This is a genomic window from Agrobacterium sp. 22-221-1 (assembly GCF_053522445.1).
The window spans coordinates 33349-51355 of record NZ_JBNWCL010000013.1; the positions used below are offsets into that span (position 1 = coordinate 33349).

22 protein-coding genes and 3 pseudogenes are annotated in these 18007 nt (G+C 58.6%); 11 read left to right on the forward strand and 14 right to left on the reverse strand.

Annotated features, from left to right (window positions below):
- Positions 1–64: 64 nt before the first annotated feature.
- Genes ACQZ5N_RS18705 through ACQZ5N_RS18715 form a run of 3 tightly spaced genes read right to left on the reverse strand, consistent with a single transcriptional unit; the run spans position 65 to position 3494 of the window.
- Positions 65–1837, reverse strand: a complete 1773-nt coding sequence (locus ACQZ5N_RS18705; RefSeq protein ID WP_448733748.1) for a bifunctional 3-(3-hydroxy-phenyl)propionate/3-hydroxycinnamic acid hydroxylase — start codon at positions 1835–1837, stop codon at positions 65–67.
- Complete coding sequence (locus ACQZ5N_RS18710) at positions 1773–2624, reverse strand: fumarylacetoacetate hydrolase family protein (protein WP_448733749.1); 852 nt, start codon at positions 2622–2624, stop codon at positions 1773–1775. The genes ACQZ5N_RS18705 and ACQZ5N_RS18710 overlap by 65 nt, the downstream gene beginning before the upstream one ends.
- Positions 2625–2654: 30 nt before the next feature.
- The gene (locus ACQZ5N_RS18715; RefSeq protein WP_425644119.1) at positions 2655–3494 is read right to left on the reverse strand and encodes a VOC family protein; all 840 of its coding nucleotides are present in this window, start codon (positions 3492–3494) and stop codon (positions 2655–2657) included.
- Positions 3495–3754: 260 nt separating this feature from the next.
- Here ACQZ5N_RS18715 and ACQZ5N_RS18720 point away from each other — a divergent pair, with 260 nt between their 5' ends.
- Positions 3755–4225: a hypothetical protein gene (locus ACQZ5N_RS18720; RefSeq protein WP_448733750.1), complete on the forward strand. Its 471-nt coding sequence runs from the start codon at positions 3755–3757 to the stop codon at positions 4223–4225.
- 73 nt (positions 4226–4298) lie between these two features.
- A complete protein-coding gene (locus ACQZ5N_RS18725; protein WP_448733751.1) occupies positions 4299–6050 on the forward strand; it encodes a thiamine pyrophosphate-binding protein in 1752 nt (583 codons plus the stop codon).
- Here the strand turns inward: ACQZ5N_RS18725 and ACQZ5N_RS18730 are convergent.
- Positions 6041–6970: a LysR substrate-binding domain-containing protein gene (locus tag ACQZ5N_RS18730; RefSeq protein ID WP_448733752.1), complete on the reverse strand. Its 930-nt coding sequence runs from the start codon at positions 6968–6970 to the stop codon at positions 6041–6043. The two genes, ACQZ5N_RS18725 and ACQZ5N_RS18730, sit on opposite strands and share 10 nt — an antisense overlap.
- Before the next feature lie 111 nt (positions 6971–7081).
- On the opposite strand from ACQZ5N_RS18730, the gene ACQZ5N_RS18735 reads away from it, so the two are divergent.
- The 6 genes from ACQZ5N_RS18735 to ACQZ5N_RS18760 are packed head-to-tail and all read left to right on the forward strand — an operon-like array spanning position 7082 to position 11856.
- The gene (locus ACQZ5N_RS18735) at positions 7082–7546 is read left to right on the forward strand and encodes an Lrp/AsnC family transcriptional regulator (RefSeq protein ID WP_113082058.1); all 465 of its coding nucleotides are present in this window, start codon (positions 7082–7084) and stop codon (positions 7544–7546) included.
- Positions 7547–7575: 29 nt separating this feature from the next.
- The gene (locus ACQZ5N_RS18740) at positions 7576–8409 is read left to right on the forward strand and encodes a transporter substrate-binding domain-containing protein (RefSeq protein ID WP_425644111.1); all 834 of its coding nucleotides are present in this window, start codon (positions 7576–7578) and stop codon (positions 8407–8409) included.
- Between the two features lie 43 nt (positions 8410–8452).
- The gene (locus ACQZ5N_RS18745; protein WP_448733753.1) at positions 8453–9133 is read left to right on the forward strand and encodes an aspartate/glutamate racemase family protein; all 681 of its coding nucleotides are present in this window, start codon (positions 8453–8455) and stop codon (positions 9131–9133) included.
- On the forward strand, positions 9133–9789 hold the full coding sequence (locus ACQZ5N_RS18750; RefSeq protein WP_077984671.1) for an amino acid ABC transporter permease: 657 nt from the start codon (positions 9133–9135) through the stop codon (positions 9787–9789). Before ACQZ5N_RS18745 ends, ACQZ5N_RS18750 begins: the two co-directional genes overlap by 1 nt.
- Positions 9786–10580 (forward strand): amino acid ABC transporter ATP-binding protein, encoded by a 795-nt coding sequence (locus ACQZ5N_RS18755; protein ID WP_448733754.1) that lies wholly within the window; start codon positions 9786–9788, stop codon positions 10578–10580. The genes ACQZ5N_RS18750 and ACQZ5N_RS18755 overlap by 4 nt, the downstream gene beginning before the upstream one ends.
- A gap of 19 nt (positions 10581–10599) precedes the next feature.
- On the forward strand, positions 10600–11856 hold the full coding sequence (locus tag ACQZ5N_RS18760) for an NAD(P)/FAD-dependent oxidoreductase (protein ID WP_425644106.1): 1257 nt from the start codon (positions 10600–10602) through the stop codon (positions 11854–11856).
- 306 nt (positions 11857–12162) lie between these two features.
- Here the strand turns inward: ACQZ5N_RS18760 and ACQZ5N_RS18765 are convergent, their stop codons facing one another.
- Positions 12163–12660 (reverse strand): GNAT family N-acetyltransferase, encoded by a 498-nt coding sequence (locus ACQZ5N_RS18765; protein ID WP_448733755.1) that lies wholly within the window; start codon positions 12658–12660, stop codon positions 12163–12165.
- Complete coding sequence (locus tag ACQZ5N_RS18770; RefSeq protein WP_448733756.1) at positions 12657–12953, reverse strand: type II toxin-antitoxin system TacA family antitoxin; 297 nt, start codon at positions 12951–12953, stop codon at positions 12657–12659. Before ACQZ5N_RS18770 ends, ACQZ5N_RS18765 begins: the two co-directional genes overlap by 4 nt.
- A gap of 173 nt (positions 12954–13126) precedes the next feature.
- Here ACQZ5N_RS18770 and ACQZ5N_RS18775 point away from each other — a divergent pair.
- Positions 13127–13252: pseudogene (locus ACQZ5N_RS18775) on the forward strand (ATP-dependent DNA ligase); the annotation flags it as partial.
- Positions 13253–13263: 11 nt separating this feature from the next.
- On the opposite strand, the gene ACQZ5N_RS18780 reads toward ACQZ5N_RS18775, so the two are convergent.
- The 4 genes and pseudogenes from ACQZ5N_RS18780 to ligD form a co-directional block, all read right to left on the reverse strand.
- On the reverse strand, positions 13264–13539 hold the full coding sequence (locus tag ACQZ5N_RS18780; RefSeq protein ID WP_448733757.1) for a hypothetical protein: 276 nt from the start codon (positions 13537–13539) through the stop codon (positions 13264–13266).
- Between the two features lie 10 nt (positions 13540–13549).
- Positions 13550–13849, reverse strand: a complete 300-nt coding sequence (locus ACQZ5N_RS18785) for a DUF982 domain-containing protein (RefSeq protein WP_448733758.1) — start codon at positions 13847–13849, stop codon at positions 13550–13552.
- A 72-nt stretch (positions 13850–13921) separates the two neighbouring features.
- Positions 13922–14398, reverse strand: a complete 477-nt coding sequence (locus tag ACQZ5N_RS18790; RefSeq protein WP_137454906.1) for an Hsp20 family protein — start codon at positions 14396–14398, stop codon at positions 13922–13924.
- Positions 14399–14572: 174 nt separating this feature from the next.
- Positions 14573–15288 (reverse strand): annotated as a pseudogene (gene ligD, locus ACQZ5N_RS18795) (non-homologous end-joining DNA ligase); the annotation flags it as partial.
- Between the two features lie 216 nt (positions 15289–15504).
- Between ligD and ACQZ5N_RS18800 the strand changes: the two are divergent.
- Entirely contained in the window at positions 15505–15966 is a 462-nt protein-coding gene (locus ACQZ5N_RS18800; protein ID WP_425644513.1) for a hypothetical protein, read from the forward strand.
- A 199-nt stretch (positions 15967–16165) separates the two neighbouring features.
- Here ACQZ5N_RS18800 and ACQZ5N_RS18805 read toward each other — a convergent pair.
- Positions 16166–16400: pseudogene (locus ACQZ5N_RS18805) on the reverse strand (winged helix-turn-helix domain-containing protein); the annotation flags it as partial.
- Positions 16401–16440: 40 nt separating this feature from the next.
- Positions 16441–16725 (reverse strand): hypothetical protein, encoded by a 285-nt coding sequence (locus ACQZ5N_RS18810; RefSeq protein ID WP_448733759.1) that lies wholly within the window; start codon positions 16723–16725, stop codon positions 16441–16443.
- A gap of 26 nt (positions 16726–16751) precedes the next feature.
- Between ACQZ5N_RS18810 and ACQZ5N_RS18815 the strand changes: the two genes are divergently transcribed.
- A complete protein-coding gene (locus ACQZ5N_RS18815; protein WP_448733760.1) occupies positions 16752–17099 on the forward strand; it encodes a hypothetical protein in 348 nt (115 codons plus the stop codon).
- Here ACQZ5N_RS18815 and ACQZ5N_RS18820 read toward each other — a convergent pair.
- Positions 17085–17471 (reverse strand): hypothetical protein, encoded by a 387-nt coding sequence (locus tag ACQZ5N_RS18820; protein WP_448733761.1) that lies wholly within the window; start codon positions 17469–17471, stop codon positions 17085–17087. The genes ACQZ5N_RS18815 and ACQZ5N_RS18820 overlap by 15 nt on opposite strands.
- 133 nt (positions 17472–17604) lie before the next feature.
- Positions 17605–17886 (reverse strand): hypothetical protein, encoded by a 282-nt coding sequence (locus ACQZ5N_RS18825; RefSeq protein ID WP_448733762.1) that lies wholly within the window; start codon positions 17884–17886, stop codon positions 17605–17607.
- Between the last annotated feature and the right edge of the window lie 121 nt (positions 17887–18007).

Here is an 18007-nt window from a genome sequence, read left to right on the forward strand (position 1 = left end):
CTAGTTGCCATTTAATGATAACCGAAGTCAATCTGCGATGCGGCAGCTCCTTCTTTACCGCATTTCATGAGGCGGCAGCGAATAAATCCCTATCGGGCACGCCGGGCATGAATGCTCCGAGGGTCGCGATGTGCGCCAACAGTTCACCGCTGCGCGCCACCGGCACAGCCGCCGCCACATAACGATCCCTCCTCAGAAGAAGCGCATGGCCAAGATAGGCCTGCATCTGCGGTGCGCTGAACAGGCGTCCGGTATCACGATACACGGGGAAGGCGCCGTCGATTGGGTTCATCCATTCCGGCGTCAACCCGGCAATGCACGCACCGGCCGCCTCAAGCGCCTGCACGGTCTCTGCGGAAAGAACCAGATCGGGAAACTCATCGAAAAGCAGAACCACCGGCTTGTCCGGCAGGACATGATCGAGCAGTGCGCGGCTGCGCCCGGTATCGTCCACCACGGGCTGAGGAATAAGCCGCCCCACCACCGTATCCTTTTCCGAACGTCCGTCCGGCCACAGAAGCCCGTGGCGGAAGCGGGGCTTGGGCTTGTAGCGCATCTGGGCGAAATAATCACGGGCCGGTGGGTACAGACCCAGAGCGCGGAAGGCCACGCGGGCAAGAAGCGCCTTTGCGGCATTTTCCGGCATCATGATCCGCCCCATGCGCAATGCCAGCTCAATCATTTCCCAGGCATGCGGCTTGCGCTCGGTCTCGTAGCTGTCGAGCAGCGCATCCGAAACATTTCCATGCACTGCCTCGGCCAGTTTCCAGGCCAGGTTATGGGCATCTCTCAGGCCGCTGTTCATGCCCTGCCCCGCAAAGGGCGGCGTCAGATGCGCAGCGTCTCCGGCCAGGAAGATACGGCCTTCCCGCCAGCGCTCGGCAAGGCGTGCGTGGAAAGTGTAGACGCGCACGCGGCGGAACTCGCAATCGCGATCGGGGCCGACATGGGCCAGCATGCCGCGCACGAAAGCCTCATCCGTCGCCGCTTTCTCATCTTCGCCGGCATGCAGCATGAATTCATAACGGCGGATATTGTCCGGCCCCGGCAGCGAAATGCACGGGCGGGCGGGATCGCAGTACACTTCGGTATGGCGGAAGCGGTTTTCGGTCCTCACCAGATCGACGATAAGCCAGCGTTCGGTAAAGGTAGAGCCGGTCAGCGCTATACCCAGCTTGCCGCGCGTGGGTGAGCGCCCGCCATCGCTTGCCACCATATAGCGGGCCGTCACTGTGCGCTGCGCACCCGTGGCGTGAACGACCTCAAGCGAAACAGCCCGTTCGTCCTGCGTGAAGGACTGCATTTCCCAACCGAAAAGCTGGATGACGCTCTCATGACGCGCAAGCCCGTCGCGCATCAACGCTTCGAGATCCGGCTGCTGGAAGGCATTGCGCTTATCGAAACCGTAATCACGCGAAGTCGGCTCGACCGTCAGGAAGAGATCATGCCCCGGCGACAGGTAGCGCGAGCCGTAGCCGCGCGCCACGATCTTTTCCACGTCTTCGGCAAGACCGGCGGCCTGCAGGGCTCGCATAGATTCATCATCGATTGAAACGGCGCGCGGCTCCTGCACCGTCGTGACGTTGCGCTCGATGAGCGCAACCGAAATGCCCATGCCCCCGAGAAGATTCGCAAGGGTCAGCCCTGTCGGTCCCGCACCGACAATGGCAATATCGACCTCCAAAACGGCTTCTGTGACGGTCATCGGGTTCTCCTCTCCCATTGTTTCGGTCCCTTTTTTAAATTCGCGGCGCTCCCCACGCCGCGAACCGTCAGGGTTCCTGCTCGATCGGGCTGACCAGAAGGCCCACGCCGGGAATGTCCACTTCGAACACATCCCCCGGCTTCATGAAGACCGGCGGATCACGGCGGTCGCCCACGCCACCCGGCGTGCCGGTGAGGATGACGTCGCCGGGCTGCAACGGCGTGAAGGAGGAGCAATAGGAAATCAACGTGGCGATCGGGAAAATCAGATCGGCCAGCGTCGCATCCTGCATCACCTGCCCGTTGAGACGCCCTGTGATCTTCAGCTTCGTGTAATCGCCGATCTCGTCAGGGGTCACCAGTTGCGGCCCGAACGCCCCCGTGGCGGGAAAGTTCTTGCCCGGCGTGAACTGGAACGTGTGGCGCTGCCAGTCGCGGATCGTTGCGTCGTTGTAGCAGGCGTAGCCTGCCACATAGTCCATGGCATCCGCCTCGGTAATATAGCGCCCGCCACGGCCGATAACCACCGCCAGCTCCGCCTCATAGTCCAGATGATCCGAAACGCGGGGCTTCAGGATCGGTTGGCGATGCGCGATCTGCGTATCGGCAAAGCGCGTGAAGATGGTGGGGAATTTGGCATCCGGCCGCTTGGTCTCGGCGCGGTGCGTCTCGTAGTTAAGGCCGACGCACAAAATCTTTCCCGCGTCGGGAATGACCGGCAAAAGCGCGACATCCGCTTCGGTGAACTCCGCCTTGCGGCCAGCGGCATAATCCTTAGCCGCGTCGAGAAGACCGGCCTCTATGGCCTGTTTCAGCGTAACGGCACCGGCGGCAAGCCTGCCGGTGAGATCGACGATACCGCCTTCGACGCGCACGCCGAAACCTGTCCGGCCAAGCCGGGTGTAACTGATGAACTGCATGGATGTTTCCTCAATCTACGCTCTGGCGGATCACGAACGAAGGATCGCCTCGCCCCACTTGTTGAGCGTGCGCGGATGCTGCGGCCAATCGACAGTGTCGCGGTCGTAGATAACCTCAAGCTCGGCCGAAATCTCGATCCAGTTGCCATCGGGATCGGTAATAAAGATGAAGAGATTGTTGCCGGGGCCATGGCGACCCGGACCCCAGGTGAGCTGCACGTCGCAAGCGGCCAGATGATCGCACCAGTCGCGAATATAAACCCACTCCCCTGCCTCGTAGGAATGGTGGTCGACGCCCACGCGGCCCGGCGTACAGAAGCAGGCGATAGTGTGGTGCTCATGGTTGGACGTGGTGAAGGCCGTGGCAAGCCGCCCGTCTTCATGAAGCACGCGGTCCGTAAGCTGGAAACCCAGCTTACGGACGTAGAAATCCACGAAGGCGGCAACATCCTCGGATGCATAGGTGAGATGTTGCGTGGGCCCCTGAATGCCTTTGAGGCCCGGCTTATCAGGCTTTGCAACACCGAAGCAGACCAAGCGGCCATCGGGATCGCGAACCGCGAAGGCGCCATCCTCGAAATAGGGCGAGGGGCTTGGCAGCAAGGCAACGCCCTCAGCCTCCGCACGCTCGCGCAGGAGGGCCAGTCCTTCGGCATTGCGGCAGGCTAGCCCGGAATAGGCAAGTTTCCTGTCCGTGCCCGCAACCGCGATGAAACGGCGCCTCGGACCTTCGCAACGCCATTCGTCGCCGGACTGCGACAGCTCCATGTTCATGGCATTGGCATAAAACCGCGCCAGCCTCTCCGGATCGGAGCTTTCAAATGCAACGTGGTGCAGATACGCGCCAGCGCGAACAGCTGTATGGGTCATATTGTCCTCCCTGATGTGACGCTAATTAAATTATCGTTTTTTGATAATTATGCAATATAGATTCATCTAAAATTTCATTTTTACGGAATTATTCCGCTATTTCATCGAAAATTGCGGTATGCCGGGGAACGTCCTGATTGCGCAGCAATAAATATAAAAAATTACCATGTTTTGATAATTTGATGGTTTTGATGATTTTCAATGTTAGGGCATCACTCCCAACGGCAAGCCGAGGAACTTGTCGACAAGGGAGGAACACAATGCCAATCGAGATTACCCGCCGTGCGGCTCTTCGCGCCGGCGTCTTCACGTCCCTGGGCGCACTTGCGGCCCCTCTTCTGCCGCGCACGGCCATGGCGGCGGCAAGGGAAATCAGGATCGGCGTCGTTTCGCCGAAAACCGGCGCCATGGCGGCATTCGCGGAGCCGACCGAATTCGTCATGGCAAGGATCATGGAGGCAACGGGAGGCGTGATCGAAAACGGCGGCAACCGCCATCCCATCCGCTTCATCGAACGCGACACTCAATCCAACTTCAACCGGGCTGCCGAAGTGACCCAGTATCTCATCTTGTCCGCAATACGGCTTCTCCACCAACAGCATACACAAAATTTCGCAGGTCAGGGATCAAGGCCTGAAGGCCGTCGCGATTGCACGCAGGGCGGGCGTGAGGATTTGTTTTGGAACCGAAGAGCGGCCGAGGCCGGCGATCTGACGGTTCACGCCTCATAGACCCGGCACATCGCCAGTCCCCGCCGGCTCCCGACGGTCCTATCCTCCTGCAGCACAGACAGGAGAGAACGAAATGCGTGGAGCGGATATTTTGGTGGAAATGCTCATCGGTTACGGGGTTGACACCATTTTCGGCGTCCCGGGGGACACGAACGTCCCCCTCTACGAGGCCCTTCAGCACCGTGAAGACAAGATTCACCATGTCATGGCCCGCGATGAGCGTTCAGCCGGCTACATGGCTGACGCCTATGGGCGGTTCACCAATAGACCGGGGGTTTTGGAGTGCCCCTCAGGCGCGGGCGCGATGTATTCGCTGCCCCCGGTCGCCGAATCGAACGGCTCGTCCGTGCCAGTAATCCTTCTCACCATCGACATCCCGCTTCCCGGTGAAGGCCGCGGCGTCCTCACGGAACTCGATTGCGCCAAGCTCTTCGAGCCGGTGACGAAACTGTCCGTTCAGGTGAAATCGCCGGAAAAACTGCCGGAAATCATCCGCCGGGCTTTTCGTGTCGCATGCTCCGGCAAACCCGGCGCTGTGCATCTGCAGATCCCGGAGGATATGCTGCTTGCAGAAGTGGACCCAGAGCGGATTTCCCTTCATGTCGAGGAGGAATGCCGCACTTTTCCCGCTTATCCGACGCTGCCGCCACGCTCGAAGCTGGAGAACCTGCTCAAACTTCTGGCCAGGGCCGAGAGGCCGCTGATCGTTGCGGGCGGCGGGGTGAACCGCGCGCGCGCCGGCGACCGGATCACGCAGCTTGCCGAAAAATACAACGTGCCAATGTGCACGACAATGACCGGCCAGGGCGCCATTGACGACGACCACCGCCTCGCCATCGGCGTCATCGGCGACAACGGCTTTCATCCCCATGCGAACTGGGCGCTGGAGCATTCGGATTTCACACTCTTCGTTGGCTCACGCATCGGCTCTGTCGTCACCATCGGTTGGACCTTCCCGCGGATCACCCTTAACCGCCGTCTGGCGCAGATCGACATTTCCCCGGAAATCATGGCGAACAACTATGAGAACCTGCTGTCCATCCAGGGCGATGCCCTGTTGGTTCTGGAAGAACTCCTGACGCTGGACGCTGCAATAGAACCCGCCCGACACGAAGCTTGGATCGACAGCCTCAATGATCGTCGAAAGGTTTTCTGGGAGCACGCCGAGGAAGCGCTTTCCGACGAGCGGGTTCCCTTGCGGCCGGAGAGGGCCGTACGTGCCTTCAATGAGGCGCTCCATGCCTCCTGCAAGCCGGCTTTGATCTACTCCGACGCCGGCACGCCGACGCCCTACATGACGCGCTTTCTTAAAATCAATGATCGTGAAACGCGTTTCGCCATTCCGCGCGCCTTCGGTGGGCTCGGTTCGGCCCTTCCCGCCACGGTCGGAGCCTGGCGGGCCGATCCATCCAAGAGGCCGATCGGTCTCTTTGGTGACGGATCGTTCGGCATGACGGTCGGCGAATTGGAAACGCTGGTGCGCTTGCAAGTGCCGGCAATCCTTCTCCTCTTCAACAACGGGACATTCGGCTGGATCAAGGGCCTCCACCGGCTCAAAGGTCACAATCAATGCTTTGGCGTAGACTTTCTGGCGCCGCGCGGTCAGGCAATCGCGGAAGCCTATGGCCTCAAGGCCTGGACAGCCAAGACGGGTTTGGAACTCGATGGCGCACTTGCCGCCGCCTTTGCCCACGGCGACGGACCGTGCTTCGTCGACATTCACGTCGAATCCATCGCAGACCGAGTGCCGCCGGTCTATTCCTGGCTATTGAAGCGGGGAGAAGATCCGCTTGAACTGAAGCCCATAGAGAAGTCCTATTTTTGACTTAAGGGATGCGTCAGAGGCAGGAATTGCCGCCGGCGCGCGAATTCGGTGGCAAACCAGTCACGGAAGATCCGCACATTAGCCGAGTTCATCCGCGCCTGCGGGAAACAGAGATAAAAGCCTTCTCCCGATGTTTGAAGCCTGCCTAGCGCGGGATTAAGGATCCCCGCGGCCAGTTCGGTGCGCACATGGAGCTCGGGAACGATCGCCAGCCCCATGCCGTTGATGGCGCATTCAAGGATCATATCGAAGTTCGGCAGGCGCGGGCCATAAATGCGGCTCTTGTAATGCACGCCTGCACCCCGCAGCCAATGCAGCCATAGGCTCGGGCGGCTGGAATTCTGAATCAGCGGATATTCCAGCAGCGCCTCGTCGTTCGGGAGGCCTTGCAACGGCATCAGCTTCGGCGCGCCTACCACAATCAATTCCTCATCGAAAAGCAGCTGGCTGCGCGCTCCACTCCAATTTCCGGTGCCGCGCAGAAACGCCAGATCCAGCTCGGATGCCGCGAAATCGAGATCGTGACGGCAGGGATAAACCTCGAACCATGTCTGGGGATGCGCGGCTGCAAATGCGGTCAGCATCGTCGCGCCCCAACGCCGCATCAGTGTCGGCGGAAAGCCGATCTTCAGCATGCTCTGTGCTTTTCGACCGCGGACGGCATCGATGGAGACATCTTCCAGCTTATCGAGAAGGCGCGAAATCTCATCATAATACCGCGTGCCCTCCTCCGTCAGGATCAGCTTAGGCCCGGCGCGCTCGAACAGGGTAAGACCCAGAAAATCTTCAAGGTTTTTTATTTGCCGGCTGATGCCGCTTTGGGTGATCCCCATGTCCTCGGCCGCCTTGGTAAAACTCAAGTGACGCACGGATGCATCGAATGCATGCAGGGCACTCAAGGATGGCAGAAAACGGCGCATGACGAAGCTCCTGTAGACGATCATGAATAAAAGTCATGAAGAACCCATTTTTCAATGCTTTTCTTTGGGAAAGTTTGAACGCAGTCTTTCCACAAAGAAAGTGGGAACAACATGGACTACGGCGACAGCATTGACCGCAATCTGCTCAGCATCCTTGAGGAAAACGCACGCGTGCCTGCCAGTGAATTGGCCCGACGTGTCGGCCTCGCACGATCGAGTGTCCAGGAGCGCATCGAGCGGCTGGAACGCCGCGGCGTCATTCTCGGCTATCGCGCGATCGTCGGTCGCCGCGAGATCGATCAAAGCGTTTCAGCCTATATCTTCATCACTACCGCCATGCGCGCCACGCAAAGGTTATTCGTGGTATTGCGCGGCTATCCCGAGATATTGACAGCCGATGCGATCAGCGGCCCGGCAAACATCCTCTGCCGTGTGAACGTCAATTTTTTGGAAGATCTGGAAGCCCTGATCGAAGAGCTCGCCCGGATCGAGGAAATCGAGAGCGTGACCTATTCGGTCGTGCTTTCCAATAAAATCAATCGCGACAACGCATTGATCGCCCGCAAGGCGCAATAGGGAACGAATAATCAACTGGGGATATGGCCATGAACAGACGTGACTTCGGAAGAGTAATGCTGCTTGCAGGCGCTGCAGCACTCCTCCCATCTTCCGCACTTCTCGCAGCAACCGAAGGCGCAACGCTCGAAGCAATCCGGGCTCGTGGTGCGTTGCGGATCGGCGTATTTGCAGGCACCGAGCCTTATTATCACAAGAACCTGGCAACCGGAGAGTGGGAAGGTTTCTGCGTCGCAATGGGCCGTGATCTGGCGCAACATATCGGCGTCAAACTGGAGCTGGTCGAGACGACCTGGGGCAATTCCGTGATCGATCTGCAAAGCGACAAGATCGACATCATGTTCGGGCTCAGCAACAATCCGGAGCGCGCCAAGGTTGTCGACTTCACCAAGGCGCTGATGGACAATACTTTCACCCTCGTTGCCCGCAAGGACCTGGAAGTGACGAAGTGGGAGGAGATGAACAGGCCGGAGGTGCGGGTGGCGGTCGACCTTGGGTCGACGCAGGACAATTTCGCCCGCAAGAACCTGCCGAACTGCACACTGGTCGCGCTCAAATCTGCGGATGAGACCATTCTGGCGCTTCAGTCGGGCCGCGCCGACGCCATCATTCAGGTCGCCCTGCTTGCTGTCGTGACGACGAAGAACCTTGCGCCGAATGTCAAGCTTATCATTCCTGAACCCCATGCAAGCCAGCCGACCACGATTGGTGTGCGCCGCGATCCGAATGGCGAGTTCCGCGATTATGTCGATACCTGGCTTGCGGAGCGCCGCGAGCAGGGCAAGATCTCGAACTGGATTGTCGAAAGCCTCGCACTCGTCGGGGTCGACAAGGCTGCGTTGCCTGCAAATCTGACGTTCTGACAGGAACCCAATGTCCGCTTCCTCAGGTGCCTTGGGCATCATCATGCTGGATACGACGTTCGAGCGTCCACCTGGTGATGTCGGCCATGCCGGGTCATGGCGTTTTCCGGTCAAGTTTCGCAAAGTGCGCGGTGCGTCCGTTTCCCTCGTCGTCCGTGCAGGCGGCGAGGGTCTCGTTGAAGATTTCATCGCCGCCGGACGAGAGCTGATTTCGGAGGGCTGCAGCGCAATCATCACGTCCTGCGGCTTCATGGCGCGACATCAGCGGAAATTGGCCGAGGCGCTCGGCGTGCCGGTCGCCGCCTCCAGCCTGATGCAGCTGCCCATGGTGGAAATGACGCTTGGCGCCGGGCTGCGTCCCGGCGTGATAACCTATGATGCCGCCAGCCTCGGTCCCGACGTGTTCGAAGCCTGCGGGGCCGATCCATCGGTGCCCGTGCACGGGGTGCCTGCCGGCGGCGCATTTCATGCGCTCATCGAGGGCTCCGCCGCATATGATCATGCGGCACTGGAGGCCGAAGTGATCGATGTTGCCCGAAAGCTCATCGCCGAGCATCCCTCGGTCGGCGCGATCGTGCTGGAATGCACCAACATGCCGCCCTTTGCACAAGCGATCTCGGCAGCCCTCGGCCTTCCCGTCTTCGATATCCTGACGCTTGGCGAGTGGCTTTTCACATCAACCTCTCCCCGGATATTCCGCCGGGCCGAACAAAGCGCGCTGTGATGCAGTATCAATGGGACTTCTCCGGCCTTTGGCAATACCGCGGCCTGTTTCTTCAAGGCTTGGGTTACACGGTCGGCTTTACTGTTCTTACCATCATCTCCGGCATCGTCGTCGGCACGGTCTTCGCTCTTGCCCGGCTCTCTGGGATGAAAGTCGTTACCGTTCCGATCATGACGATTGTGGAGCTGTTCCGCTGTACACCTGTCCTCGTGCAACTGGTCTGGTGTTATTATGCCCTGCCCATGCTGGTCGGTATCCAGATTTCGCCAGCGATGGCAGCCTTCATCACGCTGACCATGTACGGCGCCGCGTTTTATGCCGAGATCATCCGGGGCGGCATCGTCTCGATCGATACGGGACAATGGGATGCGGGCCGCGCGATCGGCATGCGGCGAGGCCAGTTGATGGCCAAGATCATCCTGCCGCAGGCCTTGCGCCGCATGGTGCCGCCGCTGGTGAACCAGTCCGTCCTGCAGCTCAAGAACACCTCGCTTCTCTCCGTGCTCGCGGTGCCCGACCTGCTCTATCAAGGTCAACTGGTGACATCCGCCACCTACCGGCCACTCGAAACATACACCCTGATTGCAGCCATCTATCTGGCCGTCCTGTTTCCCATGACACGCCTGGCGCATTGGCTGGAGGGCCGCAGGACATGAATAACGAGATCCAGACGATGGCCGGCACGGAACCGATGATCGAGGTCGTGGGCTTGAAGAAGTCCTTCGGACCGCTGGAGGTCCTGAAAGATATCAATCTTTCCGTGCCACGCGGTCATGTGGTGGCGATGATCGGGCCGAGCGGTTCGGGAAAATCCACCCTGTTGCGCAGCCTCAATCTGCTGTCGTTGCCTGATGCGGGCTGCATCACCATCGGCGGAAAGCGGATGGACTTTTCCTCGGGCCATGTCGCCATGCGCGACCGGGATCTGGCAACCTTCCGCGCCAATACGGGAATGGTGTTTCAAAACTTCAATCTGTTCCCGCACATGAGCGTCATCGACAATGTGATGATCGGGCCGGTGAGCGTGTTGAAGCAGAACAGCAATTCTGCGCGGGCACTCGCGATGGAGCTTCTCTCCAAAGTCGGGCTGGTCGAGAAAGCCGATGCACGCCCGGAGCAGCTTTCCGGTGGACAGAAGCAGCGCGTGGCGATTGCCCGGGCACTGGCGATGAAACCGGAGGTCATGCTGTTCGACGAGGCCACCTCGGCACTCGATCCTGCACTGGTGGGTGAGGTTCTGGCGGTCATCCGCCAGCTCGCCGAGCAGGGTATGACGATGATCCTCGTCACCCATGAGATGGCTTTTGCCCGCGATGTCGCCGACACCGTCATCTTCATGCAGGACGGCTTCGTCATCGAGTCGGGCGATGCGCGCCAGGTCATCAACGAACCCCGCGAGACAAAAACGCGGGAATTCCTCAGCCATTTCCATGGCGGACTTTCCTGAGAGCAGGACGAAAACAGCAATGACAGGCAAGGTAATCGTGGTCGGCGCGGGCATCATCGGTGCCACCACAGCATTAAGATTGGCGGAAGCGGGCTGGGACGTGGCACTTTGCGATGGCAATGCGCCAGGCAGCGAGGCCGGCGCAAGCTATGGCAATGGCGGCTGGATCAGCCCGGCATCGATCATCCCGATGAGCATGCCTGGCCTGTGGCGCAAGGTTCCCGGTTTCCTCCTCGACCGAAACGGGCCGCTGACGATCGATTGGGCGTCTCTGCCGCAGCTGGCGCCGTGGCTCCTGCGTTTTTTGTGGGCAGGTGCGAGCAAGTCCCGTGTGCGCCGGACGGCGAAATTACTGAACTTCCTGCTGCACGATGGACCCGAACGGCATCTGGAGCTCGCGCGGAAGACCGGACAGGAGCAGCTCATTCTTCAAAAGGGGCTGCTCTACGCCTATCCCGACCGAGCCTCCTTCGAGGCGGAAGCACTGAGCTGGGAGCTGCGTCGCGAGAATGGCGTTGCCTATGCGGAATGGAATGAGGCTGAAATCCGCGAAAGGCTGCCGGCGCTCGGCCCTGCCTATCGGTTCGCCATCCATGTGGTCGACGGTGCTCACTGCCGCGACACCGGACGCTATGTGACCGGCATTGTGGACGCCGCGCGACGCAGGGGCGTGCAATTCCACCAATCCGCCGTGACCGCTATCCTCGACGGCCCGACACCGCAGGCAGTACTCGAGGGCGGCGAGACGTTATCTGCCGACCGCATCGTTGTGGCTGCGGGCATACATTCCGGCCATCTGCTGCGCCCGCTCGGTGTGCGCATTCCGATGCAGAGCGAACGGGGTTACCATGTGACCGTTACATCGGGGCAAACGCCTTTCGAGATCCCCGTGATGCCGAGCACCGGCCGGATGGCCAATACACCGACAGACATGGGTTTGCGCCTTTCGGGCCAGGTCGAGCTCGCATCGGTCGATAAGCCTCCGAATTGGGAGCGCGCGCAGGTGCTGCAACGGCATGCTCTGGCGAGCTACCCCTATCTGTCCACGGACAAGACACCCAGGCTTCGGCTCTGGATGGGGCATCGTCCCTCCACGCCGGATGGCCTGCCGGTGATTGGCCCGCTGTCGCGGCATCCTGGTCTTGTCGCCGCATTCGGCCACGGGCATGTCGGCATTGCCGCCGCTCCCAAGACAGCTGACCTCGTGCTCGACGCACTCGAAAATCGCATCAGCGGCGAAGCCCTTCCGTTTCTGCCGAGCCGTTTCAGGCAATAATTGAACATGACCGGAAATGAATAGAGTCCGATGACAGTCGGCTCCTGTGGCGCACTCAAGAACCTTGGCGCCTTGAAGGGACATGAACCGCCGACTCGTTATCGGATTACCCTAAGGAATTGGATCCGCGCGCACTTCATTGAGGCAATGTTCGGACCGAAACAATATGCCGGTGCCTTACCGCCCTTCCATGCGCACGTTAGATCCTATGCCTCTAATCGTTGCAATCTCTGATACCAAGTCGGCCCGGAAAGTTTTGAGCGCCCGTGGCGGGTATATTTGCTTTACATAGAGCCATCACACGGTCTACGCGCTCAGTGCGTTGCTGAGATCTTTTAATCCAATCATCAACATCATCGGATCGGACGGAGAGGGCATGAATCCGACAGCTTCATAGAATGCACGTGCGTCATCGGATATCGCGTGCACCAGTACGCCACGGATACCGAGGATTTCGGCGGCGTTCAGCAGACGCAGGCCGGCATCACGCACCAACGCCCGGCCGATACCACAGCCTTGATAAGAAAGGTCGATAGCGAGTCGACCAAGCACAGCAACCGGGATCGGATCTGGCATGTTTCGCTTGAAGCGACCTGGTGCTTCTGGTGTCCTGACCGCTCCGGAGGCGAGAGCATAGTAAGCAACGACGCGGTTCCCCTCACAGACAACGAAAGTACGTGATGCACCGCCCGCCTGGTTGGCTCGCGCTCTTCGACGCAGCCAATCATCAAGCTCCGGGACCCCAGAATTAAACTCTACAAGCTCATGATGTTCAGCCAATGGAGCTGGGGAAGTAAGGGTCACGCCTTATCCCACGGAGCTTTGACCGACATCGTGCGCTTTAGGCGCTCATTCAACTGCGCAGGCGCATCGAGCCGGGCGAGGTATTCAGCATACGCCTCCGGGCTGACCGTGAATACAGTGCGATCAAGAAGCACTTCCTCGGCGCGACGTTCGGAGGCCTCCAGCATGAAATCCGTCCGTGTCTTGCCAAGCAGCTCAGCCGCGCGATCGATGAGATTGCGCGTCGCGGGTTTGATACGGATATTCAGCGGAACACTTGCATCCAAGTTTTTGCTCGTGTGTGACGTCGGCATGGGCAACTCCTATGTGATAAGGATATATACCGTAACGACACCATCGTTACAAGCACCGTTACGATGGTGTCGTTGCGGATTCGTATTTTGACTGAGTAGTGTCTGCTTTAAGGTCTTGAACCCTATCGAACCGGCAACCCTGTTATTCGCAGGACGGCGCGAGTGAGCTGAACTTTCTTCACCGCACAGTGCCGACACTCCTCCAAAATACGAGCGCCTGACTGGATTATTGCGATGGCCAGCGTTCCTTGGAGCAGGCCATCAAGCGGCTGGCGAAGTCGATGAAACAGGCTGCCTGAGAAGCCAGAGATCAGAAGCCGTAGCGTCGATCAAGTTCTTGGAGGGCAGCCTGAACCTCATCGATGGAAACCGACTCCGGTGTTCCGGGAATATGGCGGAACAACGGCTTCGAATCGACCGCGTAGAAATCCGAGGCCCATGCAGCCAGGATGGTCCGCTTGTCGTGTGCGGTGAGAGCAGTCACTTTTACGACATCGATCGGCCGCTCAATCTGCATGCCCTGAAGCAGGATCGCCGGCCCCATCGCCGCGGCATTGCTCACGGCCTGCTGTAACATCTCGTGCATGTCGGCCTTCCTATCGAACGTGTGGATCTTTGTCCCGCCGAAGGTGCGATGCCGCGATGGCATCATTCTCCGGCGCCAGCAGATCATGCTTTTCAGCGAAGGCGGCGAATAGGCCGCGCGCGGTCTCCGCTTCGATCTCGCCGCGCAGTGCCGCACCACAGGCTTTCAGCGCCATCGAGTGTGCCGTGTCACGCAACGATGCTGGCCATTCAGCAAGATGCCGGTAGGCATCCATGACGCTCCTGACCACAGCCGGGAAGCCGAGGCCGACAAGGATGGTAACTGGTTGTCTGAACATATCGGGTTTCATTGTCTCTCTCCTTCCCAACCCGTGATGTTAACGGGCGCCGCTGCCCGCGACGCCCCTTCTCCGCAGTTTCGGTCAGGCGGCCTTTTGCGCTTCGATCTGCACCGGGGCGGTCGACTGCACGAGGGCCGGCTGGGTCTGGATGTCGATCTTCCGCGGCTTCAAGGCCTCGGGGATCTCACGAACGAGATTGATCGACAGAAGACCATTGTTCAAATCGGCACCATTCACCCTGACATGGTCGGCAAGCTCGAACCGGTGTTCGAACGGACGGCCGGCAATGCCGCGATGCAGATAACCTTCGGATGCCGTCTCCTGCTTCTTGCCAGTGACCGTCAGCAGATTGGACTGGAAGGTGATGTCGAGATCATCCTGGGCAAAACCTGCGACCGCGATCGAAATCCGGTAGCTATCATCACCGATCTTGACGATGTCATAGGGCGGCCAGTCGCTGATCGAACGGGCGCGCTGAGCGTTTTCGAGAAGATTGAACACCCGGTCGAAGCCGACGCTGGAGCGGAAGAGAGGTGCGTAGTCGTAAGATGTTGCCATAGCCATATCCTCCTTGAAGCAACATGGGTACGGAAGCGCCGAAAGGCAGCGCTCCCAGCAAGGCCAGCCCTTTATCAGCGGTTGGCGGCAATCGATTTGGTTTTTGAGAATTTAGGATTCAAGAGCACCAGTCGAAAAAATTTAAGACCTCGCCGACGCACTGAAACCCTTTGCTCAGTTGAGGTCATAAACAGCGGCATTGTCCTGGATCTCGCGCAACCCTTTGTAAGATGCGTGTCGCCAATTACCGTCGTCGGTCCAGCCGCGGAATTCAATTTCCGCGATCAAGGTCGGCTGCGCGTAAACGTAGTTCTTGCCTTTAAGCGGCACGGCTGGTGTCCGTGTCTTCAGTGTGTCGAGCGTCTTCTTCAGGTAGGCTGCATCCTTTTCCTTGAAGCCCGCGCCGACGGCGCCGACATAGACCAATCGTGGTCCCGGCGAGCCGCCAGCAGCAAACCGCCAATCCCGCCGCGCGCCACCGCCGACTGCTCGTAGCCGACGATCATGAAACTCTTGCTCTGCACGCACTTGATCTTCAGCCAGTCGCCGGTCCGACCAGGGCGGTAGGGGCTATTTCGATGTTTGGCGATGATACCTCTCATGCCGATCGAGCAGGCGTTGACCAATAGCTCAGCGTCGTCTCCCTCTATCTCTTCGGACAACTGGATCGCACCGACGGCGCCCTCCAGCAAGTCTGTCAAGAGATGACGGCGAACTGACAGTTCGGTCCGGATCAAATCGTGACCGTCCAAATAGAGAAGGTCAAAGGCGAAGAGAACGGACTCCGTCGAAACGCGCTTGCCCCCTCTTCTGCCGAGCCAGCGCTGCAGCCCTCCAAAGTCCGGGCGGCCTTCCTCATTCAGTACCACCGCCTCGCCATCAATGAATGCCGCCGTCCTGGATGAACGGATCGGCCGATTTTCCGTGCAATTCACTTTGGGTAAACAGTCGATCTGCATTCATGTTTTCACCTGCCTTCTCAATTCTTCGGATCCTCTTCATGAGCCACTTGTCCCGATCGTCGTTGCTTATTATTGACAGGGTCTTCGCGGCATCCCGGTACCGATCTCATGGCAATCGTCGCAAGTAAGCATTGGAGGTGTTGCATGGCAATCTACAAGGGCGCGCTGGCATTGCTGGGAAAGTCGGAAACCGACGCAGCGGTCGTGGACTACTTAAAGTCGCTGGGTGCGACACTCCCGCTCACGCGGCCACCACGCGGCGAGAAGGAAACGAACGTCGAGGTCCCCGGTCAACAGATTGAACTGCTCTTTACTCTCGGAAGCGAGTTGCCGAACGGGACGCGCTTTGCGGAAGGGGAGTTGGTTCTGCGTACATTCTTCGTTCTTCCGGAGGGAGCAGGAAGACCGATCGATGGAACGCCTTTCGATCTCGATATGACCATGACCCGGGAGCAGGCGCGAGCAAAGTTCGGCGAGCCGGAATGGAGCAGCGGTGGTAGTTTGAAAAACGATCGCTGGGTGCTTGGAGACAAGCGGATGCTGCTAAGCTTCACCTCGGACGAACAGCGCATCCGACAAGTGTCAGTGTCGCAATTGTTCGAGTGAGCGGGGGCCGCTTCATCCTCTGTCGGCCTGAAAGCGCTTAGGCCGCTCTCCACCCCAACTGGGACATTCAGCCCAAACAGCCGAGCGACTGCTTTAGCGAAATTTGCGGCCCGCATGAACGACCGCAATAGAGCTTGAGCAAGACGCCTTGCGAGCGTCTTCGCCTTGAAGGGATTTGAACCGTTGGCCCATCAATTTGTCATGAATTGAGAGGCAAGGGATCGGTGCCTTCTCCTAGAATCGCAAGGTATCGTCGATAGCTGAACACCCGGCCACGCTTACGGCCGGTAATCTCATCAACGCTCCAGGTCGGCAAGTGCGGCGTTGACCGTTGGTGCGGACAAACCCGTCACCTGAACAATTTGGTTCGCTGTGTGAAAGGGATTCTGCTGGAAAAGCTCGTGAATGCGAAGGGCCGATCCTGCTCTATCACTCCCCGTTGAGCAGGCGAGCCAGTTGCGTCCTCTCGGCAATTTACAGCAGAATATCGCGGCATTCGTCACGAACCAGTTCTGGCAGATCGCTGTTTTCAGCTTCGACCATCGCTTCAATCCGATTCAGGTGCCCAATGCCTGGAGGAACCGGATGCCCAAATTCGTAGAGCACTGATCGCAGCGCGCTCACCAAGTCGTTATGCTGACGTTCAAGTCGTTCTCTTCCGCAAAAAAGATGCGCCTGTGCCTGCTGCTCCTCCGGTTTCGGCGTGACGAAGCGCATCTCGGACCGCTGTGCGGCGGTGACAACCGCTTCGGCATCCACAGCATCGTTCTTCTGGCGCTTTACGAATGGACACACATATTGTGGTGCTATCAGCCGTGCATTATGGCCTAGTTTCGCCAGCTCGCGTGACCAGTAACGAGCACTCCCGCACGCCTCTATTACGACTATCAGAACGCCTTGCCCGGCTATATAAATTGGGAAAAATGCTGCCAGGACAGCTTCTGCCGAACCCTGAGCTCTCCATGAACTGGGAAAACGCTCTTCGCCAAATCGATCCCAATCCTAGTGTTGTATGTCATGCCGCCATCCTTTCACTCGTCGGATTTAATCCGGTCATCCTCTGGCAGAACGTGCCGTGGGTGGAGTGGCAACCACGCCATCTATTCAACGGGGCCACATTAATGGAGGGTTGACGCCGGTCCAGGCGAGCCAAAAAGAGCGTCCGCTATCTTGCGGAGATGCTCCCTATCACCGCTAAAGGCGTAGCCTTCCGAGTTCACCTCGATGAAAGATGCGAAAACGAACGGCGTCGCCATTGATTCCAGAAGCATGGCTAAACGTAACATCATTTCCACGTCAACTTTGACGTCAATAATTGCCCCGTCGACATCGCCAGCTTCCACCAGGTTCAAGACTTGCTCGACAGAGGAAACAGGGCCTGCAACGATGGCTCCGGCGGCTGTAAGCTGCGCATGGCACGCTGCCGTCAATGACGGACGCCGCTCTACCACTATCAGCTTTTTGCCTCTGAAGGCGCGCAACACAAGAATATCCTTCTTACTCATTTTGCGCTCGCCCGCGCTATGCCGGAGATAGATTTTGTCTGGAGAAAACTAAGCAGCGTGCAAATAGCGTCGTATTACCGCTTACGCACAAACTGACTAGCGCACTCACCGGCCAACGGGTGAAGCGTTTTGATCACTGGTCGGAGTCGCCGCATTGCGATTCGGTATCTTTTTGCAGCGCCTCCTCTATTTCCTCCGCGGACACCTGCAAAAACTGGCGCTTGACTAATTGGGCGGAGATAGCGGGTATCTCAAGGTGTGTAGCGACGGGTTGATACGAAGGAAAACTGAGACCTTCAATAAGCTGCTCATCGACAACCAGACGGTATGTTCCAGCTTCCAAAGGAACTACCAGTCCATCCAGTACGAACGGGTTCGCGAAGGTGATTTCTTTGTATGTCTTTCTTTCTTTCATACCCTCACTCTTTCCTGACATGTAATTCACACGGAGCCGCAACGTTTATTCTCAACTGTCATTCTCAACTAAGTGGATTTCGGACCCCGAGAAGGATTGGCAACGGGGTTCCTTACAATAA

Bases quoted from the DNA above. Each gene is read 5' to 3' on its own strand.
- ACQZ5N_RS18705 (WP_448733748.1), bottom strand. From the start codon at position 1,837: ATGTGTTCGAAGTGGACATTCCCGGCGTGGGCCTTCTGGTCAGCCCGA.
- ACQZ5N_RS18710 (WP_448733749.1), bottom strand. From the start codon at position 2,624: ATGCAGTTCATCAGTTACACCCGGCTTGGCCGGACAGGTTTCGGCGTG.
- ACQZ5N_RS18715 (WP_425644119.1), bottom strand. From the start codon at position 3,494: ATGACCCATACAGCTGTTCGCGCTGGCGCGTATCTGCACCACGTTGCA.
- ACQZ5N_RS18720 (WP_448733750.1), top strand. From the start codon at position 3,755: ATGCCAATCGAGATTACCCGCCGTGCGGCTCTTCGCGCCGGCGTCTTC.
- ACQZ5N_RS18725 (WP_448733751.1), top strand. From the start codon at position 4,299: ATGCGTGGAGCGGATATTTTGGTGGAAATGCTCATCGGTTACGGGGTT.
- ACQZ5N_RS18730 (WP_448733752.1), bottom strand. From the start codon at position 6,970: ATGCGCCGTTTTCTGCCATCCTTGAGTGCCCTGCATGCATTCGATGCA.
- ACQZ5N_RS18735 (WP_113082058.1), top strand. From the start codon at position 7,082: ATGGACTACGGCGACAGCATTGACCGCAATCTGCTCAGCATCCTTGAG.
- ACQZ5N_RS18740 (WP_425644111.1), top strand. From the start codon at position 7,576: ATGAACAGACGTGACTTCGGAAGAGTAATGCTGCTTGCAGGCGCTGCA.
- ACQZ5N_RS18745 (WP_448733753.1), top strand. From the start codon at position 8,453: ATGCTGGATACGACGTTCGAGCGTCCACCTGGTGATGTCGGCCATGCC.
- ACQZ5N_RS18750 (WP_077984671.1), top strand. From the start codon at position 9,133: ATGCAGTATCAATGGGACTTCTCCGGCCTTTGGCAATACCGCGGCCTG.
- ACQZ5N_RS18755 (WP_448733754.1), top strand. From the start codon at position 9,786: ATGAATAACGAGATCCAGACGATGGCCGGCACGGAACCGATGATCGAG.
- ACQZ5N_RS18760 (WP_425644106.1), top strand. From the start codon at position 10,600: ATGACAGGCAAGGTAATCGTGGTCGGCGCGGGCATCATCGGTGCCACC.
- ACQZ5N_RS18770 (WP_448733756.1), bottom strand. From the start codon at position 12,953: ATGCCGACGTCACACACGAGCAAAAACTTGGATGCAAGTGTTCCGCTG.
- ACQZ5N_RS18780 (WP_448733757.1), bottom strand. From the start codon at position 13,539: ATGCACGAGATGTTACAGCAGGCCGTGAGCAATGCCGCGGCGATGGGG.
- ACQZ5N_RS18785 (WP_448733758.1), bottom strand. From the start codon at position 13,849: ATGAAACCCGATATGTTCAGACAACCAGTTACCATCCTTGTCGGCCTC.
- ACQZ5N_RS18790 (WP_137454906.1), bottom strand. From the start codon at position 14,398: ATGGCAACATCTTACGACTACGCACCTCTCTTCCGCTCCAGCGTCGGC.
- ACQZ5N_RS18800 (WP_425644513.1), top strand. From the start codon at position 15,505: ATGGCAATCTACAAGGGCGCGCTGGCATTGCTGGGAAAGTCGGAAACC.
- ACQZ5N_RS18815 (WP_448733760.1), top strand. From the start codon at position 16,752: ATGGACACACATATTGTGGTGCTATCAGCCGTGCATTATGGCCTAGTT.
- ACQZ5N_RS18820 (WP_448733761.1), bottom strand. From the start codon at position 17,471: ATGAGTAAGAAGGATATTCTTGTGTTGCGCGCCTTCAGAGGCAAAAAG.
- ACQZ5N_RS18825 (WP_448733762.1), bottom strand. From the start codon at position 17,886: ATGAAAGAAAGAAAGACATACAAAGAAATCACCTTCGCGAACCCGTTC.